This is a genomic window from Rhodococcoides corynebacterioides NBRC 14404 (assembly GCF_001894765.1).
Taxonomy (GTDB): domain Bacteria; phylum Actinomycetota; class Actinomycetes; order Mycobacteriales; family Mycobacteriaceae; genus Rhodococcoides; species Rhodococcoides corynebacterioides.
This window is the reverse complement of record NZ_BCWV01000006.1, coordinates 147352-167350: the sequence shown is the minus strand read 5'-3', so window position 1 is coordinate 167350 and position 19999 is coordinate 147352. Positions and strand designations below refer to the sequence as shown.

The following is a 19999-nucleotide window of genomic DNA, read 5'->3' as shown; positions in this document are numbered from 1 at the left end:
TCACCAGGTTTCGTTGGACATGAGCGCCACCAGCAGGCGACGCACCGCGGCGACGCGGTGCGTCGCCTGACCTGTCAGCGAGTCCAACGCACATTCCGGATCCGCAGGCGGACCCAGGTGGGTGCACCCGCGAGGACAGTCGGCCGCCGTCTCGGCGAGGTCCGAGAAGGCCGCCACGACGTCCTCGGGGGAAATGTGGGCGAGCCCGAAACTGCGGATGCCGGGAGTGTCGATCACCCAGCCCCCGCCGTCGAGGGGAAGTGCCACCGACTGCGTGGACGTGTGTCGCCCCTTGCCGACGCCGGACACGACGCCGGTCGCGCGGTCCGCGCCCGGCACCAACCGGTTCACCAACGTCGACTTGCCGACACCCGAATGACCGATCAGCGCCGACGACGATCCTGCGATCAACGCGGTCAGCTCGGTGAGAGGTCGGTCGCGTCCCACCAGGGCCACCGGAACGTCGAGGCCGGCGAACATCGCCGCGAACTCCTCGGCGTCGGCGAGATCGTCCTTGGTCAGGCACAGCACGGGGCGCAATCCACCGACGAACGCCGCCACCATCGCTCGTTCCACGAAGCCGGACCGGGGCGGCGGGTCCGCGAGCGCCACGACGATGAGCAGCTTGTCCGCGTTGGCGACCACCACCCGCTCGTACGGATCGGTGTCGTCGGCGGTGCGGCGCAACACCGTTCGTCGATCCTCGACACGCACGATGCGCGCCAGGGCGTCGGTGCGCCCGCTCGTGTCCCCGACCACGCCGACGCTGTCGCCCACCACGATCGGGGTGCGCCCGAGCTCCCGCGCACGCATCGCGACGACGACGCGCGCCGGGTCGTCGTCCAGAGCGCACCCCCAGCGCCCCCGGTCGACGGAGACGACCATCGCGCGTCGGGCGTCGGCGTGCGTCGGCCGCGTCTTGGTCCGCGGCCGGGTGCCCTTGCCCGGTCGGATCCGGACGTCCGACTCGTCGTAGCGGCGGGTGGTCAGGACTCGACTCCGCCGGACGCGGGGGCGGGGGCATCCGTACCGAGCATGCGTCCCCACAGATCGGCGAAGCCGGGCAGCGTCTTCGCGGTGGAGTCGATGTCGTCGATCCGCACTCCCGGGACCACCAGTCCCACCACGGCCCCGGCCGTCGCCATGCGGTGGTCGGCGTAGGCGCGCCACGGGGCCCCGCTCAACCGGACGGGCGTGATGGCCAGTCCGTCGTCCGTCTCGACGACGCTGCCGCCCAGGGCGGTCAGTTCGGCGGCGAGGGCGGCGAGGCGGTCGGTCTCGTGGCCGCGCAGATGCGCGATCCCGCGCAGGCGAGAGGGGGAGGACGCGACCGCTGCCATGGCAGCGACGGTCGGGGTCAGTTCGCCGATGTCGTGCAGGTCCACGTCGATGCCCACCAGCCGATCGGGTCCGTGGGCGGTCACGCCGGCCTCGTCCGCGGTGACGGCCGCGCCCATCGCGGTGAGCACCGCGCGGAACTCGTCGCCGGGCTGGGTGGTGGTGGCCGGCCAGCGGGGCACGGTGACGGCGCCGCCGGTCACGGCCGCGGCCGCGAGGAACGGTGTGGCGTTGGACAGATCGGGCTCGATGGTGCGGTCGACGGCCGTGATCGGTCCGGGGTGGACCCGCCAGGTGTTCGCCCGTCCGGTGTCGGCCGGCGTGTCCACCTGCACGCCGCTCTCCCGCAGCATCGCCACCGTCATGTCGATGTGCGGCATGGACGGCACCGGGGGACCGACGTGCTCGAAGGTCACGCCGTCGGTGAACCGCGCGGCGGACAGCAGCAGGCCGGAGACGAACTGGCTCGACCCGGAGGCGTCCACCTCGACGCGGCCGCCTCGGACGGATCCGGTGCCGACCACGTCGAACGGCAGGCTGTCGCCGTGCACCTCGACCCCCAGCGCGCGCAGCGCGTCGAGCACCGTGCGCTGCGGCCGGTTCCGCGCGTGCGGGTCGCCGTCGAAGTGCGACGTGCGAGAGCCGAGCGCCGCCATCGGGGGCACGAATCGCATGACGGTGCCGGCGAGGCCGCAGTCGACGGTGCCCCCGGTCAGCGGTCCGGGCGTCACCCGGACGCGATCGCCGTCGTTCTCCACGGTCGCGCCCAGCGTGCGGATCGCGTCGATCATCAGCTCGGTGTCCCGGCTGCGCAGCGCGCCGGTGATCGTCGAGGGGCCGTCGGCCAGTGCGGCGAGGACCAGCGCACGGTTGGTCAACGACTTCGAGCCGGGCACGTCGACGGTGGCACGCACCGGGCGCGTGGCGGTGGGGGCGATCCAGTACGTCACGGTGCTCAGTCTCTCATTCCCGCTCGTCAGCGAGTGAGGTCCGTCAGGACCGCGCCGGTGAGGGCGACGAGGTCGGCCGGGTCGATCTCGATCTCGAGCCCCCGGCGACCGCCGCTGCAGAACACCGTGTCCGCGGCGGCGGCGGACTCGTCGACGACGGTGGGCAGCGCGGGGCGAGCGCCCGTGCACCACGGGCCGAGGGGTGAGACCCCGCCGAGCACGTACCCCGTCGCCCGACGCGCCACGGGCGGGTCGGCCAGTGCGGCGCGGCCGGCTCCCAGTGCGGCGGCCGCGGCCTTCGTCGACAACGTCGCGGTGACGGGCAGCACCGCGACGGCCGTGAACGGTCGCGCGGCCGCACCACCGGACGCGCTGATCACGAGGGTCTTGAGGATGCGGTCCGCGTCGATCCCGAGACGGGCGGTGAGGACGTCGGCGGCCTCCTCGCCGAATCGCGCGGTGCCCTTCGCGTGAACGTAGGTGTGCAGGCGGTACGGCACGCCGGACCGGTCGAGGACGGTGGTCGCCGGAGTGGCCGTTCCTGCCATGCGGGCCATCGTGCCCGACCGTCCCGTCCCCGTCCCGGCAGGCCCCCGACCGGCCCCGGCGGGAACAGGTGGGCGGGGGTCACTGTTGCACCGACGACGAGAGCGTGTCCGAGTGCGAAACGAGGACGGCGTCGGAGAAACGGAACTCGAGCCACTGGACTCGAGCGAGAGGAGGCGACCGGGTGAGCGCGACAACAGTCGGCGAGCGCGTCGCACGGTCCCGGACGGTGACCGCGAAGCGTGTCATCCCGCCGGTATCGTGGTGGTACGAGGTCGACGGCGCGGCTCCCGCCGCTGCCGTGCCGGTGGGCACGAGGTCCGCCGCAACCGTGTCGGCCGCGGCAACCGAAGGGAACCCCGTGACGGACGACCAGCCCGGCAGCACCACGGGCGCAGTCGATCCGGCGGTGCTCGAGACCGAGGACGGAATCCGTTCCCGGGCCAGCGCCGAAGATCTGACCGCGCGCTTCGAGCGGGACGCACTTCCGCTCGTGGACCAGCTCTACGGCGCGGCGCTGCGCATGACGCGCAATCCCTCCGACGCCGAGGATCTGGTCCAGGAGACCTACATCAAGGCGTACACGGCGTTCAAGAGCTTCCGTGAGGGCACGAACCTCAAGGCGTGGCTGTACCGCATCCTGACCAACACGTACATCAACTCGTACCGCAAGAAGCAGCGGCAGCCGGCGCAGTATCCGACCGACGAGATCACCGACTGGCAGTTGGCGGCCACGGCCGAGCACTCCTCGACTGGCCTGCGGTCCGCCGAGGTGGAGGCCCTGGACACGCTGCCCGACGACGACATCAAGGCTGCGCTCGCCGCCCTCCCGGAGGAGTTCCGGATGGCCGTGTACTACGCCGACGTCGAGGGATTCCCGTACAAGGAGATCGCCGAGATCATGGGTACGCCGATCGGAACCGTCATGTCCCGGCTGCACCGCGGGCGCAAGCAACTGCGGCACGAACTGGCCGAGGTCGCTCGCGAGCGCGGCTTCCTGCGCACCACCGCATCCGAGGAGGCCGTGCGATGACCGCGCGAGACGTCGACGACGACAGCCAGTTCGAGGAGCTCGACTGCTCCGCCGTCCTCGCGGACGTCTGGGTGATGCTCGACAACGAGTGCGACGAGGCCAGCCGGCAGCGGGTGCAGAAGCACCTGGACTCCTGCGGATCGTGCCTCGCCCAGTACGGCATCGAGGAGAAGATCAAGTCGCTGGTGGGTCGCAAGTGCGGCGGGGACCGCGCGCCCGACGGCCTCCGGGAACGGCTGAAGATCGAGATCAGGCGCACCGTCACGGTCGTCGAGACGGACGCCTGACCCCGGCGGAGCCGGGACGAGAACGGGGCCGGACACGCCATGCGTGTCCGGCCCCGTCGTCGTCACCGAGTGGTGAGGATTCAGCTGTTGGGTCGCTTGCCGTGGTTGGCGGCGTTCCCCTTGCGGCTGCGCTTCTTGCGTCCTCGCTTGCCCATCGCGATCTCCTTCCTTCTCGTTCGCTCCAGTTTCTCACGTGTGGTTGGCTGTACCGCGACCGGCCGCGCACCGGCGCACGGCGACGGCGCGGTTCTCCGACGACGAGGGGTGGGCAGCGAGATGGCCGAGGACGTCCGGGCCGAGATGGTGTCGACGGTGTTCCAGATCGTGGTGGCCCCGGGTGACCGTGTCGCGGAGGGCGACCCCGTCGTCATCCTGGAATCGATGAAGATGGAGATCCCCGTGCTGGCCGAGTCCGCCGGGACCATCGCCTCGGTCGACGTCGCGGTGGGCGACGTCGTCCAGCAGGGCGATCTCATCGCCGTCATCGCCTGACCCGCGCGCAGCCGCCCGTGTCGACGCTGTCGGAACTGCTCGCGGCGCACACCGATCTGCCCGGTGGCGCCGTCGACCATCTCCAGCGACTGGTCAGCGAGTGGCAACTCCTCGCGGACATCTCCTTCGCCGACGTCCTCCTCTGGGTTCCCGCAGCGCCGCCCGCTCGCATTCTGTGCGTCGCCCAGTGTCGCCCCACCACCGCACCGACCGTGATTCCGATGGACAAGGTCGGGGCCGTCGTGGACGACGACGAGCACCCCGAGGTGGCGCGGTGCTTCGACTCGGGTGCCGTGGAGCGGTCCGCTGGCCGACCGGGTGTGGAGGAGGGGGAGTACGTCCCGGTCGCCGACGCCGTGCCGGTACGGGTCCGCGGGCGCGTCGTCGGTGTGCTCACCCGCGAGTCCGCCCCGGTGTCCCGACGGCCGCCGAGCCTGCTCGAGGCCGCCTACCGCGAGTCGGCCGCCCAGTTCGGCGACATGATCGCGGAGGGAACGTTCCCGACGGCCGCCGAGCCGGGCGACGTCAACTCGAGCCCGCGGGTGGGGGACGGCTTCATCCGGCTCGACACCGCGGGCATCGTGACCTACGCGAGCCCGAACGCCGTGTCCGCGTATCACCGCATGGGGCTGACGACCGACCTCGCGGGCCACGACCTGGCGGCCTCGACGCGTGCGCTGGTCACCGACCCGTTCGACGGCGACGAGATCGCCGCGCACATCGGCGCCGCCGTGCGCGACGCCGGCGGACGGCGCATGGAGATCGACGCGCGGGGAGCCACCGTGCTGCTCCGCACGCTCGCCCTGCGCCGCGCGGACCGCCCGCTGGGGGCGGTGGTCCTGGTCCGCGACGTGACCGAGGTCAAGCGCCGCGACCGTGCGCTGCTCAGCAAGGACGCGACCATCCGCGAGATCCACCATCGGGTGAAGAACAACCTGCAGACCGTCGCGGCGTTGCTGCGCCTGCAGGCGCGGCGCACGCAGAACGGTGAGGCCCGGTCGGCGCTGCAGGAATCCGAGCGGCGCGTGACGTCGATCGCTCTGGTGCACGACGTGCTGTCCAACTCCGTCGACGAGGTGGTCGACCTCGACGAGGTGGTGGACCGGTTGCTGCCGGTGATGGCGGACGTGGGGTCGGTCTCGGCGGACGTCGGGGTGCGGCGCGACGGCGCGCTCGGCAGATTCCCCGCCGAACGGGCGACGCCGCTGGTCATGGTGCTCACCGAGCTGATCCAGAACTCGCTCGAGCACGGCTTCGCGTCCGGTGCGTCGGGGCGGGTGGACATCCTGGCCGAGCGGTCCGCCCACACGCTCACCGTCATCGTGCGCGACAACGGCCGCGGCGTGCCGGCGGACTTCGACCCGCGCACGTCCGGTCGACTGGGGCTGCAGATCGTGACCACGCTCGTCGACGTCGAGCTCGGCGGCACCATCGCGGTCACGGGTGGGCCGGACGGAGGGACCGACGCGACGGTTCGGGTGCCGGTGGGTCTCACCCGTCGCACCTGAACGCAGCGTGTCCGACGGTCACCGCCGACACCGGGACAGGACGACCCCGAACACGACGACCCCGAACACGACGACCCCGAACACGACAAAGCCCGGCACCCCTTTGGTGCCGGGCCTTCGACCTCTTTCGAACCTGCTGTTGCGGTCAGACGGCGGAGCGAGCGCGGGTACGCGCGTTACGACGCTTCAGGGCGCGACGCTCGTCCTCGCTCATGCCGCCCCACACGCCGGCGTCCTGGCCGGACTCGAGGGCCCAGGCCAGGCAGTCCGCGGTGACGGGGCAGCGGTTGCACACGACCTTGGCATCGGCGATCTGAGCGAGAGCCGGACCGCTGTTTCCCACCGGGAAGAACAGTTCCGGGTCCTCGTCGCGACAGATAGCCTTGTGGCGCCAATCCATCTTCTTACTCCTCACCGAGCGCGCGCACGCGCTTGTCGTCTCGTGGTCGCGTCGACGGACGCGTATTGGGGGGTTGTTGTCGAACAGTTCGCGAGCGAGCCGAAGCATGTTTCCGCGCTGTTACTTGTGAATGCTTTCACGAACCGGAGATAAGTCAATAGCGGACGCGGTCTCCGTGGCCAAGCTCACTGACAATTCGGTCATCGGGCGTTCCGAGGTGCCGGTGACATTCACTCACCGCGCCGTCGTACCCGTTCCCGCCGAGTTCGACACACCGTCGACGTCGACCGGCGCCACGACATCGAGCGCGTCCGGCGCGGACACGAACCGAACTTCGGTCCGTTCGCCCAGGTAGTCGCCGTCGACCTGCAGACCGACGGGCTCGCTCGACCGCACCACGACGCACGACGTGTCGTCGGTCCGCAGCAGTCTCGACGACCGCGGTTCCCGCGTCGGAGAGAGCAATTGCGCCACCACCCGAAGCGACGGCAACACCGCGGTGGTCCGCATCCCGAACACCCCGAGTCCGGTTTCGAAACGCGTGGTCGGATTGGTGCGAACCGGGCGATCGTTCAAATACGTCCACGGATCGGTGTTGGTGACGAAGACGTAATGCACGCCGCTTTCCTCGGGTCGGTCCTCCATCGACACCGACAACGTCGGGTCCGCTCGCTTGCGCCGGAAGAACGTCGCGATCGCCGTGCGCACGTACCGGGACGGAGACACCGGGTCGCCGCTACGTCGGCCCTTGTCGATCGCCGCGCAGACGTCGGCATCGAGCCCCATACCGGCGTTGAAGAGGAACCAGCGTCGATCGTCCGACCGACCGTCGACGACCCGGACGCAGTAACCGAGGCCGATTCGTCGACGCTGCTCGGCCCCGATCAGGTCGATCAGCTGATTGGTGGCCGCGACGGGGTCACGCTCGATGCCCAGGGATCGTGCGAAGACATTGGCCGACCCACCCGGAACCACGGCGAGCAGCGGTACCGGGCCCACGGTGACCGACTGCATCGACGTCGGCGCGGGCGTGCCCAACAGGCCGTTCACCACCTCGTTCACCGTGCCGTCGCCCCCGTGCACGATCACCAGGTCCAGACCGGCCCGACGAGCCTCGCGGCCCAGCTCGGTGGCGTGACCGCGATGGGTGGTCTGAGCGACCTGCAGACTCACCCGGCTCGCCAACGCGTGTGCCACCAGATCACGACCGGCCGGAGTGGTCGAGGTGGCGTTGGGGTTCACGATGAGGATGGCTCGCACGAGGCTCCAGACTAGACGCGGCCGTCGTCGGCTCCCGTCGATCGCGCCGGGTGGTGCTCTAGGGTGGCCGTGTGTCCGCCACGCCCCCGTCGACCGCCACCCCGCTTCCGGTGCGTGTCGCGGGCGCGCTCGTCTCGCTCGAGGGGACCGTCGCCGTCGTGGTGGCCGTCGTGCTGGTCGTCCGCGGCCTTGCCGGAGCGGACGAATCCGTCGTCAACGGGTTCGGCAGCGCCATCTGGTTCGCCGTCCTGGGCGGGGCCGTGCTCACCGGCGGTATCGCCCTCGTGCTGGGGCATCGCTGGGGACGTGCACTCGCACTGGTCGCCCAGCTGCTGCTGCTCCCGGTGGTGTGGTCCCTGCTCACCGATTCCGATCGGCCGGTCCTCGGCACCGTCCTCGGCGTCGTGGTCGTCGTCGTCCTGGTCTGCCTGTTCTGCCCGCCCGCGGCCCGCTGGATGGTCACCGAGTACGCCGATCCGGACGACCAGCAGGACGCCGACCGCTCGGCCTAGTCCTCCGGAATCTCGGGTCGCAGCTCCGCTACGCTCCGTGCTCCGGAATTCCTGGTCGCAGCTCCGCTACGCTCCGTGCTCCGGAATTCCTGGTCGCAGCTCCGCTACGCTCCGTGCTCCGGCGGCACGTTGTGCGACACCACCTGCCTGAATCCGTGCTCGAACCCCAGGACGGTCGAGCCGGCCGGACCGAGGGCGAATCGCCGTCCCTCGGTCACGGGCTCGCCGATCCAGCGGGCGATCAGAACGCGGGAGAAGTGCCCGTGCCCGACCACGACGACGTCCCGCTCCGGCAGCGTCGCCGACACCACGGAGAGCACGAGGTCCGCGCGCGACGACGCCGCATCGGCCGTTTCTCCGCCCGGGCACGGATGGGTCCATACCGTCCAGTGCGGGACCTCCCGGCGGATCTCCGGGGTGGTCCGTCCCTCGTAGTCGCCGTACTCCCACTCGCGCACGGCGTCCCACGCTCGGTCCACCGCGAAGCCGGCGAGCTCCGCGGTGCGGAGAGCGCGGGTCCGCGGGCTCGCGACCACCAGCGGGTGACGCAGGCCGAGCATCGCGATTCGGCCGCCGGCGGCGCGCGCCTGATCCTCGCCTCGGTCGGTGAGGGGCACGTCCGTCACCGAGGTGTGCCGACCCGTGCGCGCCCAATCGGTCTCCCCGTGGCGGAGCAGCACCAGGCGGGCGTCGGGGCGCAGCGAATCGGACTCCGGGCGGTGGTCGTCGAGCACGACGTCGATCCTTCCTCATCGGCGACGTGGGTCGGTGACATAGGTCTCGGAGAACTCGCTGGAACGAACGGGGCGGATGCGTGTTTACTTCTCGGGTTCCTCCCACCGCTCTCGGAGCGGGTGACGAGTGCGCGAGAGAAGGAAGTCACCGATCATGACCGATCGAACCACCGAGTCCGCCCCGGCGACCGGAGTGGACGAGCCCGCCGTGGCGACCGTTGCCGCCGAGCGGGGCCTGGACGCGACCGTCCTCAAGATCGCCGGTGTCATCGTCATCGGTGCGATCATGTCGATCCTGGACGTGACCGTGGTCAGCGTGGCACTTCCGACGTTCGCCGCCGAGTTCCGGACCACCTACGCGAGTGTGGCGTGGACGATGACCGGCTACACGCTGGCCCTCGCCTCGGTCATTCCGCTGACCGGGTGGGCCGCGGACCGCTTCGGCACCAAGCGCCTCTATCTGACGGCCCTGGTCCTGTTCGTCGCGGGCTCGATGCTCTGCAGCGTGGCGTGGGACATCACGTCGCTCATCGTGTTCCGCGTGCTGCAGGGGTTCGGCGGCGGCATGCTCATGCCACTCGGCATGACGATCCTGACCCGCGCCGCGGGCCCCGACCGCATCGGTCGCGTCATGGCCGTGCTCGGTGTGCCCATGCTGCTCGGCCCCATCGCGGGGCCGATCCTCGGCGGGTGGCTCATCGACGCCGCGAGCTGGCACTGGATCTTCCTCATCAACGTGCCGATCGGCATCGTCGCCCTGATCGCGGCGTGGACGATACTGCCGAAGGACGCCCCGCAGCCGTCGCAGTCCTTCGACGTGGTCGGGATGTTGTTGCTCTCGCCCGGACTCGCGCTGTTCCTCTTCGGCGTCTCGTCGATTCCCGAGACCGGCACCGTGCTGTCCGCCCGCGTGCTCGTGTCGGCAGTGGTGGGTCTCGCCCTCGTCGCCGCCTTCGTGGTCCATGCGCTGCGCGTCGAGCATCCGCTGATCGACCTGCGCCTCTTCCGGAACCGCGCGTTGTCCGTCGCCGTGGTGGCGATGAGCCTGTTCGCGATCGCCTTCTTCGGGGCCGGGTTGATCTTCCCCAGTTACTTCCTGCAGGTGCGAGGCGAGACCACGCTCGCCGCCGGGCTGCTGCTGGCGCCCCAGGGACTCGGTGCGATGGTCTCGATGCCGATCGCCGGCAATCTCGCCGACCGCATCGGCCCCGGGCGCATCGTCATCACCGGCATGGCCCTGGTCACCGCGGGTATGGCGGTGTTCACGCAGGTGGGTCCGTCGACGTCCTACGTGATTCTGCTCGGCGGTCTGTTCGTCATGGGTCTGGGCCTCGGCGCGACGATGATGCCGATCATGACGGCGGCGCTGCAGACGCTCGACGACGCGTCGGTGGCGCGCGGGTCGACCCTGATGAACATCATCCAGCAGTCCGCCGGCTCGGTGGGTACCGCGGTGATCTCGGTGGTGCTGACGAATCAGTTGCTCGATCGGGCCGCCGCCGGCCCGGCGATGGCCGCGCAGAACGACCCGGAGATCGCCGCAGCGCTGCCGCCTGGTGCGGTGGAAACGGGCCTCGCCCAGGCCGCGGACGCGTTCGGATCGACCTTCCTCGTGGCGACGATCATCGTGGCGTTCACTTTCGTTCCGGCGTTCCTGCTGCCGCGTCGGAAGGTCACGCCGACCGCCGGCTCGGGCGCCGCACCGACGCTGCTGCACTGACCTCGTCGCGCCACACCGGGGCGAGGTGCGGCGCGGGGTCGGTCGTGATGACAAGATCGTGCGCGTGACGACGATTCTGGCCGTGGCCAACCAGAAGGGTGGCGTCGCCAAGACGACCACCGTGGCTTCCCTCGGCGCGGCCCTGGCGGCGTCGGGGCGGCGAGTACTGGTCGTGGACCTCGATCCGCAGGGATCGCTCACCTTCTCGTTGGGGCACAACCCGGACAAGCTCACCGCGTCGGTGCACGAGGTGCTCACTGCGGCGCTTCCCGTCGGTGAGGCGATTCTGTCGACGGACGACGGCGTGGATCTCCTGCCGGCGACCATCGACCTCGCCGGCGCGGAGGCCCTCCTGCTCATGCGGCCCGGCCGCGAGTACACGCTCAAGCGTGCGCTCGCACCGGTGGTGGCCGAGTACGACGTGGTGTTGTTGGACTGCCCACCCTCGCTGGGTGTGTTGACGCTGAACGGCCTCACGGCCGCCACGGCGGTCCTCGTCCCGCTGCAGTGCGAGACGTTGGCGCATCGCGGCGTGGGACAGCTCCTGACCACGGTCGAGGAGGTCCGGCAGATCACCAACCCGGACCTCGAGTTGCTCGGCGCGCTCGCCACACTGTTCGACGCGCGCACCACCCACAGCCGGGACGTGCTCGCGGACGTCTCCGGTCAGTACGACATCCCCGTCGTCGCCCCGCCCATCCCGCGGACCGTGCGGTTCGCCGAGGCGTCGGCCTCGGGGACGTCGGTGATCTCGGGCCGCAAGAACAAGGGCGCCGAGGCCTACCGCGAACTGGCGCGCAACCTGGACGCCCACTGGACGGACGGCGCGGCGCTGCAGACGTACGACGGCGAGTAGGTCGGCCACGTCGTCTCGCCCGGCGAGACGACGACTCAGCCCAGGACGACGGTGGTGCCGGTCCCGTCGGCGCCTCGTCGGCCCTCGACGACGCGGGTGCCGAGCGCGGTGACCGAGACGGGTGCGGTGCGGTCCTCGCGGTCGACCGGGAGGGTGCGGGAGACGGTGCCGGATTCGGTGTCCGTCACGGCCAGGCCGCCGGGAACCGGCACGAGGAGCTGCCCGGCCATGACGGCACCCGCGCCGAGGGCGGTCGGCAGGACCCACCGGCGCTCGAGCGTCGCCTGATCGAAGCCGACGGCGACGGATCCGGTCCACCACACCAGCACGGACCCGGTGCGGACCAGGTCGGACGCGCGTGCGGTCGGCCACGTGGTGGTCACCGGCTCGTCCATCGGAGTGGCCGAGAGGAACGTCGCGGACCCGTCGAAGAGGGCCACCCGACCCACCACGGTGTCCGACGGCGGCAGGTAGAGCGCGACGCGATCGCCGACGACGGCGAGGACGCGGGCGGTCTCGACGTCGGGGGAGACGTCGGCCAGCACCGTCGACCCGTAGACCTCCGGGACGGTCGCATCCTTCGGTGCCGGGTTCATCGTGGTCAGACGCAGACCGGTTTCGCCGGGGCACCGCTCCAGCACGGCGACTCGACTGCTCGCCGAGGAGGTCGAGATCAGCGTGCATCCGCTGCGTGGTTGCGAGCCCGGATTCACGGGGGCGTCGACGCGTCCGTACTCGAGGGTGCGCACCAGGTCGGACCGCCACACCTCGAGCCGCGTCGATCCCGCCTGGGTGACGTAGGTTCCGTCGAAGCTCAGCCGCGCCGGATCGTCCGCGTCGTTGGTGCGCTGGTCCTCGCGAGCGCCGGACCCGCCGTCGAGTTCGGTGACCTGTCCGCACCCGCGATCGTCGCGGTAGGTGGCCACCGCGGCGTCCCAGGCGCCGACCACCGTGCACAGGTCACGATCGCGGGAGTAACTCCAGCGCGGGTCCCCGGTCGCCGGGTCGAGGCCGCGCACGGTGTGGTCGTCCGAGGCGATCACGGTGCCGCCCACGACGAACGGAGTTCCCCGTCCCGCGTCGTCGGTCCGCCAGATCTCGGAGACCGATTCGGGGACGGACAGCGCCGAGGGCGGCGGACCGACCGGGGATTCGGCCACCACCGACGTGGTGCCGCGGGCATCGCTGTTCCACCAGACGGCGACCGCCGCCACCATCACCAGAACGGCGATCGTGGCGGCGGCGATCACGTCGGCGCGGGTGCGCCGTTCGGGTGCGAGCACAGGCCGACGAGCCGGCCGTCAGTCGTGCGCTGCGGCGGTGACAGCGGCGCCGGACTCGGCGGTGGCGGTGTCGGCGGACGCGCCACCACGACCCGATCCGCGGCGACGTCGGCGACGGGGGCGCGATCCGGCCTTGTCGTCACCGCCACCGTCGCCGTCGGTCGAGGTCGAGGTCGAGTTGGCGGCGGTCGCTCCCTGCTCGGTCGCGGCGGCCGTGGCGGTGGTGCCGCCACGGGTGCGGCGACGGTTCCGTGACCGACGCGGCGCGCGCGGCGCGTCGTCCGAGGACCCGGCGCCGTCGGAACCGGATCGCGAGTCGGTGGAGGTCTCGGCGGCCGTCGGCCGGGAGGCCTCGGCGATGCTGCCGGTGGCGTCGCGCGGAATGTTCAGCTCGGAGTACAGGTGATCGGAGCTGGAGTAGGTCTCCGCGGGGTCGGGAATGTCGAGTCCGAGCGCCTTGTCGATCAGCTGCCAGCGAGGGATGTCGTCCCAGTCGACCAGCGTGACGGCGATGCCGGTGCGACCCGCGCGGCCGGTGCGACCGATGCGGTGGACGTAGGTCTTCTCGTCCTCCGGGCACTGGTAGTTGATGACGTGCGTGACGTCGTCGATGTCGATGCCGCGGGCGGCGACATCGGTGGCGACGAGGACGTCGATCTTGCCGGCACGGAACTTCTCGAGCGCCTTCTCACGCGCGACCTGCCCGAGGTCGCCGTGGACTGCGCCGACGGCGAATCCGCGCTCGGCGAGGTCGTCGGCCACCTTCTGGGCGGTGCGCTTGGTGCGCGTGAAAATCATGGTCGCGCCGCGCCCGTCGGCCTGCAGCACGCGGGCCACCATCTCGGCCTTGTCCAGTGCGTGGGCACGGTAGACGTGCTGCGCGGTGCGCTCGTGCACGGCGGAGGACTCGGCCTCCTCGGCGCGGATGTGCGTCGGCTGCGTGAGGAACGTGCGGGCCAGGGTGATGATCGGTCCCGGCATGGTCGCCGAGAACAGCATGGTCTGACGCTTGTCCGGGACCATGCCCATGAGGCGTTCGATGTCGGGGAGGAAGCCGAGGTCGAGCATCTCGTCGGCCTCGTCGAGGACCAGCACGCCGACCTTGCCGAGCATCAAGTGGCCCTGCTTGGCCAGGTCGAGCAGTCGACCCGGGGTGCCGACGACGACGTCGACGCCGGACTGCAGGGTGGCGATCTGCGCCTCGTAGGGGCGACCGCCGTAGATGGACATGACCCGAACGGGTCCGTCGGCGGACTGCAGATGCTTGGCGGCGTTCTCGAGGTCGCTGGTGACCTGGACGCAGAGCTCGCGCGTCGGGACGATGACCAGCGCCCGCGGGGTGCCGTCCAGCACCGACGTGCCCGAGCCGTCGGCGGGACCGGTGGCGAGGCGGTGCAGCAACGGCACGCCGAAGCCGAACGTCTTGCCCATACCGGTGCGTGCCTGACCGATGAGGTCGTCGCCGGCGAGGGCCAGCGGCAGCGTGAGCTCCTGGATGGCGAAGGTGCGGTCGATGCCGATGTCGGCGAGCCCGCGCACGATCTGCGGGTGCACGCCGAGTTCGGCGAAGGTGGGGGGAGTGTGGGTGGTGTCCAGCGCGGCGGACACGGTGGTCTCCGCGGGGGCGTCGTTCTCGTGGTCGACGGTGATCTTGCTCAGGGGTCCGGCCTCTCTCGGGTCTCGCACGCACCACGAGGGCCAGGCCGAGTGACGGCCGATGTCGATGCCCCCGAGTCCGTATGCCGCCCGCAGCGCCGTCGGCCGGTGGTGGCGACGGACATGGTCCGTCGCGGCAACCCCGGCGACACGAACGGCGGCAGGCACGAACCGAGTGCGCGCACAGTGTCGGTGTCGGCGCCGCGGTGGCCGCAGCGTGACTCGAAGGTGTCCGAGACACGGCCGTCGTCGCACGGACGCAGCGCCGTCACGACCATTCTAGCCCGGCGATGTCCGGGCCGCGGTATCGGCAGTTCGGACGTGTCCGACGGTAGGGTCTGTGGCCATGGAGAGCACTGGGGTCACCGGGCAGTCGCAGCAGGTCGACGGCGCCTCTGCGCCGGATGTGGAGGCCGCCTCGGCGCCGGGTGTCGTCTCCGCCGATCACCCGGGCATCGTGAGCCTGTTCGGCGTGCTCGCGTACGGCGAGATCTCCGCCTTCTATCGCCTGGTCGAGGACGCCGCGATGGCCCCCACGCTGCGGGACCGCATCGCGATGGCCAGCATGGCCGCCGCCGAGATGAATCACTTCGAGGTCCTCGAGGCCGCTCTGCGGGAGCGGGGGCGAGACGTGCTGTCGGTGACCGAACCGTTCGCGGCCGCCCTCGATGCCTATCACGCGTCGACTCTGCCGTCGACGTGGATGGAAGTCCTGGTCAAGACCTACGTCGCGGACGGGCTGGCCGCGGACTTCTACCGCGAGATCGCCCACAGCCTGCCCGCCGAGGTCGCCGCGACGGTGCGCGAGGTGCTCGCCGAGACGGGGCACTCGGAGTTCGTCGTCTCCGAGGTGGCGGCTCGGGTCGCCGAGGACGCCGCCGCCAAGGACCGCCTGATGCTGTGGGGCCGGCGGCTGCTGGGCGAGGCGATCACCCAGGCTCAGTTCGTCCTCGCGCAGCGCGAAGAGCTGACCGAGTTGGTCATGACGGCGTCGGGCGACTTCACCGGCATCGTCGCGCTGTTCGACCGTATGCAGGTGCGCCATTCCGAACGCATGGCCACTCTCGGCCTCGTCTGAGCGTCCCCTCGGATCTCGTCCGGTTCTGCCCGGCTGTTCGCTCAGGGCGTGGCGTCGGAGACCGTGTCGGGCGCGGGTGCTGCACTAGCCTGGACCACGAACAGACAGGCATCAACGACAACGACGTGGAGGTCGGCCGTGGAGGTCAAGATCGGAATTTCGGACAGCCCACGGGAACTGGTGATCAACAGCGCCCAGACGCCCGACGAGGTGGAGGCCCTGGTCTCCGGAGCCTTCGGCGGTGAGGGCGTGCTGACCCTGGTCGACGAGAAGGGCCGGAAGTTCCTCGTCCCCGCGGGCAAGCTGGCCTACGTCGAGATCGGTCCGTCGGACAGCCGACGCGTCGGGTTCTCGACCGTCACGGCGTCCTGACCGGACCCGTTCGGATACGCCGACGAACGGCCCCGCACCGAGCAGGTGCGGGGCCGTTCGTCGTCGTGGGCGTGTGCCGGTCGAATCGACTCCGGTCAGGAACCGGCCTGCAGGGGTACGTGCGACAAGCCGCCCCAGGCCAGGGTGACCGTCGTGTCCACGGCTTCTTCCTTGGTGATCGGCCGATCCGCCTCGAGCCAGTAACGGGCCGTGAACTGGCTGGCGCCGACAAGGCCGACGGCGAGGATGCGGGCGCGGTGGGGGTCGAGGCCCGAGTCGTGACTGACCAGATCGAAGACGGCGTCGACGCAGGCTTCGGTGGCCTGGTCCACGCGCGCCTGTACCTGCGGATCGCCCATCAGGTCGGACTCGAACACGAGGCGGAAGCCCTGGGTGTCGTTGTCGACGAAGTCGTAGAACGCGAGGACGGCGGCGCGGACGCGCTTGCGGTTGTCCGTGGTGGATCGCAGCGCCTGGCGCAGTCCGGAGATGAGCGTGTCGACGTAGTTGCCGAGCACCGCCACGTACAGGTCGAGTTTGCCGGGGAAGTGTTGGTACAGAACGGGTTTGCTGACACCCGCGCACTCGGCGATCTCGTCCATGCCGGCGGCGTGGTAGCCACGAGCCACGAAGATCTCGCCGGCCGCGGTGAGCAGTTGCGCGCGGCGCGCATCGCGGGGGAGGCGGGCGCTGCGACGCGCGGGTCCGGCCCCGACGGACGAGCTTCGGTCGGCGACATCGGTCATCTGGTACTACCGTCCCATCCGCCGCGTCGGCCGACGGACGAGGATCTCTCGGCTCAGCGGTAGGGCGCGGCATGTCGTTCTGCAGATCGTGTCGACGATACCCCGGCGCGCCGATCCGAGCGGTCGGGCACGTGTGAGAACCTGGATCGGTGAGCGATCGAGGGCATCCGCAGCGCGCGGACCGGGCGCGGCGATCTCATCAGCCGCTCCGGGCGCAGTGGGATCCGACGGCCGTCGACGCCGGTCGTCCCCGCCCGCCGCGCCCCGAACGCACCGCGAAGAAGCGCAGCCGGGTGGGTCGCTTCGTGGCCACCTACGGCTGGCGGGCCTACGCCCTGCCGATCCTGCTCGTGGTCACCGTGCTCGTGATCGTCGACGCGGTGCGCGATCCGGGCACGGGCCCCTCGGCCGATTCCGCGCCCGGTTTCCCGGCACTGTCCAACACGTCCGAGGGCACCGACGTGATCGGGGTGCCGCCCGCGGGCGACGGCAATTTCGCCGACAGCATTCCGTCGGGCCAGATGCCCGACGGCGGGCCGTTCGCCGTCCAGGGCGCGGGGACATGGCGCGTCGTGCCGGGGACGACCGACCAGGTGGGGCAGGGCACCGAGCGCGTCTTCACCTACACCGTGGAGATCGAGGACGGCATCGACACGGTGGGTTTCGGCGGTGACGAGTCCTTCGGCCGCTTCGTCGACGCCACGCTGTCCAACCCGAAGAGCTGGACCAACGACGCGCGGTTCGCCTTCCGTCGGGTCGACACGGGTGATCCCGACTTCCGGGTCTCCCTGACCTCGCAGATGACGGTGCGGGACGTCTGCGGTTACGACATCCAGCTCGAGGTCTCCTGCTACAACCCCGGCATCGACCGCGTGGTGCTCAACGAGCCCCGGTGGGTGCGCGGTGCGACGGCGTTCCAGGGCGACATCGGCTCCTACCGCCAGTACGTCGTCAACCACGAGGTGGGCCACGCGATCGGCTACCAGGCGCATCAGCCGTGCGAGACCGACGGCGGGCTGGCACCGATCATGATGCAGCAGACCTTCGGCACGGCCAACGACGACATCGCGACGCTCGACCCCGAGGGTGTCGTCCCCATGGACGGCAAGGTGTGTCGATTCAATCCCTGGCCGTACCCGCGTACGTGATGGAGCCACTCGTCGCTCCCGGCGCCCCGTTGACGCCGGACCAGGTGGGCCGATACAGCCGCCATCTCCTGCTGCCGGACATCGGCACCCTCGGTCAGCGGCGACTGCGTGCCGCCCGCGTCCTGGTGGTCGGCGCAGGCGGGTTGGGCTCGCCGGTCCTGCTGTACCTGGCGTCGGCCGGGGTGGGCACCCTCGGCATCGTCGAGTTCGACGAGGTCGACGCGTCCAACCTCCAGCGTCAGATCGCGCACGGGGAGGCCGACGTCGGGCGCGGCAAGGGGGTGAGCGCGCGGGACGCGATCCGACGCATCGACTCGAGCATCGAGGTGCGGGTGCACGAGCTGCGGCTCGCTCCGCGCAACGCGGCCAACATCTTTCGGCAGTACGACCTGGTGGTGGACGGCACCGACAACTTCGCCACCCGGTACCTCGTCAACGACGCCGCCGCGGTGGCCGGTGTGCCCTACGTGTTCGGGTCGATCCACCGCTTCGACGGCCAGGTGTCGGTGTTCTGGGACGCCGCGCCGGGCGGTCGGGGCATCGACTACCGCGACCTGTACCCGGATCCGCCGCCGCCGGGGACGGTGCCGTCGTGCGCCGAGGCCGGCGTGCTGGGTGTGCTCTGCGGGGTCGTGGGCTCGATCATGGCCACCGAGGCCGTCAAGCTCGTGACCGGTGTCGGTGAACCGTTGCTCGGTCGGCTGCTGATCTACGACGCGCGGGCGATGACGTTCCGCACGGTGTCGATGCGTCGCGATCCCGGCCGGGCGCCGGTCACCGAGGTCGCGGAGGACTACGAGGTGCTGTGTGGTCTGCCGACCCCGCCCCTGACGGTCGATGGAGACCTCGAGCCCGGGGAGGTTCGTGACCTTCTCGCGGGCGACGGGCCCGTCGCGCTGGTGGACGTGCGGGAGCAGGTCGAGTGGGACATCGCCCATCTCGCGGGCGCGACCCTGGTTCCGGTCGGTCGGGTGCTGGACGGCAGCGCGACCGGCGACATCCCCCGAGACCGCCCCGTGGTCCTCTACTGCAAGACGGGGGAGCGGTCCGCCGACGCCCTCGCCGTCCTGCGGGCCGCGGGTGTGGCGGACGCACACCACCTGCGCGGCGGCCTCGACGCCTGGATCCGAGAGATCGACCCGTCCCTGCCGTCCTACTGACCCGCCGTTCGCCCGACGGGCCGAGGTCCCGGACGTCGGCGGCCGTGGCGGTACGGTCGAACGCATGATGCCGGAACCACCTCAGCACGTCATCGGCACCTTCGGCCTCCGCGGCTCCGACCCGGTCCCGCTGGGCGACGACTGGGACGGCGGATGGCGCCTCGGAGACGTCGTGCTCTCGCCGGTGGCCGATCATGCGCGCGGTGCGTGGTCGGCGAAGGTGCGCGAGACGCTCGAGGTGGAGGGGGTGCGGCTCGCGCGCCCCGTGCGGTCCACGGACGGCCGGTACGTCGTGTCCGGCTGGCGGGCCGACACGTACATCGAGGGCGCGCCCGAGCCCCGCCACGACGAGGTGGTCTCGTTGGCCACCCGCTTGCACGTGGCCACCTCCGCGCTCGAGAAGCCGCGGTTCCTCACGCAGCCGCCGGTGGCCCCGTGGTCCGACGTCGACGTGTTCGTCGCGGCGGATCGCGCTGCGTGGGAACCGGTTCCGTTCCGATCCGCCCGCGCGGGCGGTGCGGTGGAGCCGACGTCGCCCGACGGGGTGCGCAGCATGGAGCTGATCGGCCGGCTCGCGACGTTACGGCGACCGGTGCAGGAGCCGGACCAGCTGGTGCACGGAGACCTGTTCGGCACCGTGCTCTTCGACGGCGCCCGCGCGCCCGGACTGACCGATATCACCCCGTACTGGCGTCCGGCGGCGTGGGCCGCCGCGGTGGTCGTGGTCGACGCGGTGTCCTGGGGCGGCGCGGACGACGGCCTCGTCGGCCGGTGGGAGGACCTGCCGGAATGGCCGCAGATGTTGTTGCGCGCCATCATGTTCAGGCTCGCCGTCCACGCGTTGCACCCCCGGTCGACGGCCGAGGCGTACCCCGGCTTGGCGCGGACCGCCGACCTGGTGCGGCTCCTGCTCTAGGACT

At 71.0% G+C, this 19999-nt stretch carries 22 protein-coding genes; 12 read left to right on the top strand and 10 right to left on the bottom strand.

The features are described 5' to 3' along the window. From rsgA to RC2_RS15065, 3 genes are read right to left on the bottom strand one after another with little or no spacing between them, the layout of a single operon-like run. On the bottom strand, nucleotides 1-990 hold the full coding sequence (gene rsgA, locus RC2_RS15075) for a ribosome small subunit-dependent GTPase A (protein ID WP_068146563.1): 990 nt from the start codon (nucleotides 988-990) through the stop codon (nucleotides 1-3). Then, nucleotides 987-2288 (bottom strand): 3-phosphoshikimate 1-carboxyvinyltransferase, encoded by a 1302-nt coding sequence (gene aroA / locus RC2_RS15070; protein ID WP_139277417.1) that lies wholly within the window; start codon nucleotides 2286-2288, stop codon nucleotides 987-989. Before aroA ends, rsgA begins: the two co-directional genes overlap by 4 nt. Nucleotides 2289-2314: 26 nt before the next feature. Next, a complete protein-coding gene (locus RC2_RS15065; protein ID WP_068146557.1) occupies nucleotides 2315-2836 on the bottom strand; it encodes a YbaK/EbsC family protein in 522 nt (173 codons plus the stop codon). 407 nt (nucleotides 2837-3243) lie between these two features. Between RC2_RS15065 and RC2_RS15055 the strand changes: the two genes are divergently transcribed. Then, complete coding sequence (locus tag RC2_RS15055) at nucleotides 3244-3867, top strand: sigma-70 family RNA polymerase sigma factor (RefSeq protein ID WP_068146554.1); 624 nt, start codon at nucleotides 3244-3246, stop codon at nucleotides 3865-3867. Next, nucleotides 3864-4154, top strand: coding sequence for a mycothiol system anti-sigma-R factor (rsrA, locus tag RC2_RS15050; RefSeq protein WP_068146468.1), 291 nt, complete (start codon nucleotides 3864-3866; stop codon nucleotides 4152-4154). The genes RC2_RS15055 and rsrA overlap by 4 nt, the downstream gene beginning before the upstream one ends. Nucleotides 4155-4234: 80 nt before the next feature. Here the strand turns inward: rsrA and RC2_RS19440 are convergent, their stop codons facing one another. Continuing rightward, on the bottom strand, nucleotides 4235-4309 hold the full coding sequence (locus RC2_RS19440; RefSeq protein WP_110293457.1) for a 50S ribosomal protein bL37: 75 nt from the start codon (nucleotides 4307-4309) through the stop codon (nucleotides 4235-4237). Between the two features lie 121 nt (nucleotides 4310-4430). On the opposite strand from RC2_RS19440, the gene RC2_RS15040 reads away from it, so the two are divergent. Together RC2_RS15040 and RC2_RS15035 are read left to right on the top strand one after the other, a co-directional pair. Continuing rightward, a complete protein-coding gene (locus RC2_RS15040) occupies nucleotides 4431-4646 on the top strand; it encodes a biotin/lipoyl-binding carrier protein (protein ID WP_068146551.1) in 216 nt (71 codons plus the stop codon). A gap of 17 nt (nucleotides 4647-4663) precedes the next feature. Then, entirely contained in the window at nucleotides 4664-6154 is a 1491-nt protein-coding gene (locus RC2_RS15035) for a sensor histidine kinase (RefSeq protein WP_068146464.1), read from the top strand. Between the two features lie 145 nt (nucleotides 6155-6299). Here the strand turns inward: RC2_RS15035 and RC2_RS15030 are convergent, their stop codons facing one another. Continuing rightward, nucleotides 6300-6554: a WhiB family transcriptional regulator gene (locus RC2_RS15030; protein ID WP_068101895.1), complete on the bottom strand. Its 255-nt coding sequence runs from the start codon at nucleotides 6552-6554 to the stop codon at nucleotides 6300-6302. A gap of 234 nt (nucleotides 6555-6788) precedes the next feature. Further along, on the bottom strand, nucleotides 6789-7814 hold the full coding sequence (locus RC2_RS15025; RefSeq protein ID WP_068146461.1) for a diacylglycerol/lipid kinase family protein: 1026 nt from the start codon (nucleotides 7812-7814) through the stop codon (nucleotides 6789-6791). Between the two features lie 71 nt (nucleotides 7815-7885). On the opposite strand from RC2_RS15025, the gene RC2_RS15020 reads away from it, so the two are divergent. After that, complete coding sequence (locus tag RC2_RS15020) at nucleotides 7886-8326, top strand: hypothetical protein (RefSeq protein WP_068146458.1); 441 nt, start codon at nucleotides 7886-7888, stop codon at nucleotides 8324-8326. Nucleotides 8327-8430: 104 nt separating this feature from the next. Here the strand turns inward: RC2_RS15020 and RC2_RS15015 are convergent, their stop codons facing one another. Next, on the bottom strand, nucleotides 8431-9060 hold the full coding sequence (locus tag RC2_RS15015) for an acid phosphatase (RefSeq protein WP_068146455.1): 630 nt from the start codon (nucleotides 9058-9060) through the stop codon (nucleotides 8431-8433). A 154-nt stretch (nucleotides 9061-9214) separates the two neighbouring features. Here RC2_RS15015 and RC2_RS15010 point away from each other — a divergent pair, with 154 nt between their 5' ends. Both RC2_RS15010 and RC2_RS15005 read left to right on the top strand, forming a co-directional pair. Continuing rightward, nucleotides 9215-10780, top strand: a complete 1566-nt coding sequence (locus RC2_RS15010; RefSeq protein WP_082895404.1) for a DHA2 family efflux MFS transporter permease subunit — start codon at nucleotides 9215-9217, stop codon at nucleotides 10778-10780. A 64-nt stretch (nucleotides 10781-10844) separates the two neighbouring features. Then, entirely contained in the window at nucleotides 10845-11636 is a 792-nt protein-coding gene (locus RC2_RS15005; RefSeq protein ID WP_068146546.1) for a ParA family protein, read from the top strand. A gap of 35 nt (nucleotides 11637-11671) precedes the next feature. Here the strand turns inward: RC2_RS15005 and RC2_RS15000 are convergent, their stop codons facing one another. Continuing rightward, nucleotides 11672-12919 (bottom strand): Rv3212 family protein, encoded by a 1248-nt coding sequence (locus RC2_RS15000; RefSeq protein WP_068146452.1) that lies wholly within the window; start codon nucleotides 12917-12919, stop codon nucleotides 11672-11674. A gap of 18 nt (nucleotides 12920-12937) precedes the next feature. Beyond that, entirely contained in the window at nucleotides 12938-14605 is a 1668-nt protein-coding gene (locus tag RC2_RS14995) for a DEAD/DEAH box helicase (protein WP_068146450.1), read from the bottom strand. A gap of 316 nt (nucleotides 14606-14921) precedes the next feature. On the opposite strand from RC2_RS14995, the gene RC2_RS14990 reads away from it, so the two are divergent. Further along, entirely contained in the window at nucleotides 14922-15653 is a 732-nt protein-coding gene (locus tag RC2_RS14990) for a ferritin-like fold-containing protein (RefSeq protein ID WP_068146445.1), read from the top strand. Nucleotides 15654-15791: 138 nt separating this feature from the next. Next, a complete protein-coding gene (locus RC2_RS14985; protein WP_068146440.1) occupies nucleotides 15792-16025 on the top strand; it encodes a DUF3107 domain-containing protein in 234 nt (77 codons plus the stop codon). Nucleotides 16026-16120: 95 nt separating this feature from the next. Here RC2_RS14985 and fasR read toward each other — a convergent pair whose 3' ends face one another. Then, complete coding sequence (gene fasR / locus RC2_RS14980) at nucleotides 16121-16771, bottom strand: HTH-type transcriptional activator FasR (protein WP_068146437.1); 651 nt, start codon at nucleotides 16769-16771, stop codon at nucleotides 16121-16123. A 149-nt stretch (nucleotides 16772-16920) separates the two neighbouring features. On the opposite strand from fasR, the gene RC2_RS14975 reads away from it, so the two are divergent. From RC2_RS14975 to RC2_RS14965, 3 genes are all read left to right on the top strand, one after another. Further along, entirely contained in the window at nucleotides 16921-17919 is a 999-nt protein-coding gene (locus RC2_RS14975; protein WP_068146435.1) for a DUF3152 domain-containing protein, read from the top strand. Then, nucleotides 17919-19079, top strand: a complete 1161-nt coding sequence (moeB, locus tag RC2_RS14970) for a molybdopterin-synthase adenylyltransferase MoeB (RefSeq protein ID WP_068146433.1) — start codon at nucleotides 17919-17921, stop codon at nucleotides 19077-19079. The genes RC2_RS14975 and moeB overlap by 1 nt, the downstream gene beginning before the upstream one ends. 67 nt (nucleotides 19080-19146) lie before the next feature. Beyond that, entirely contained in the window at nucleotides 19147-19995 is an 849-nt protein-coding gene (locus RC2_RS14965) for a TIGR02569 family protein (RefSeq protein ID WP_371828480.1), read from the top strand. Nucleotides 19996-19999 lie beyond the last annotated feature (4 nt).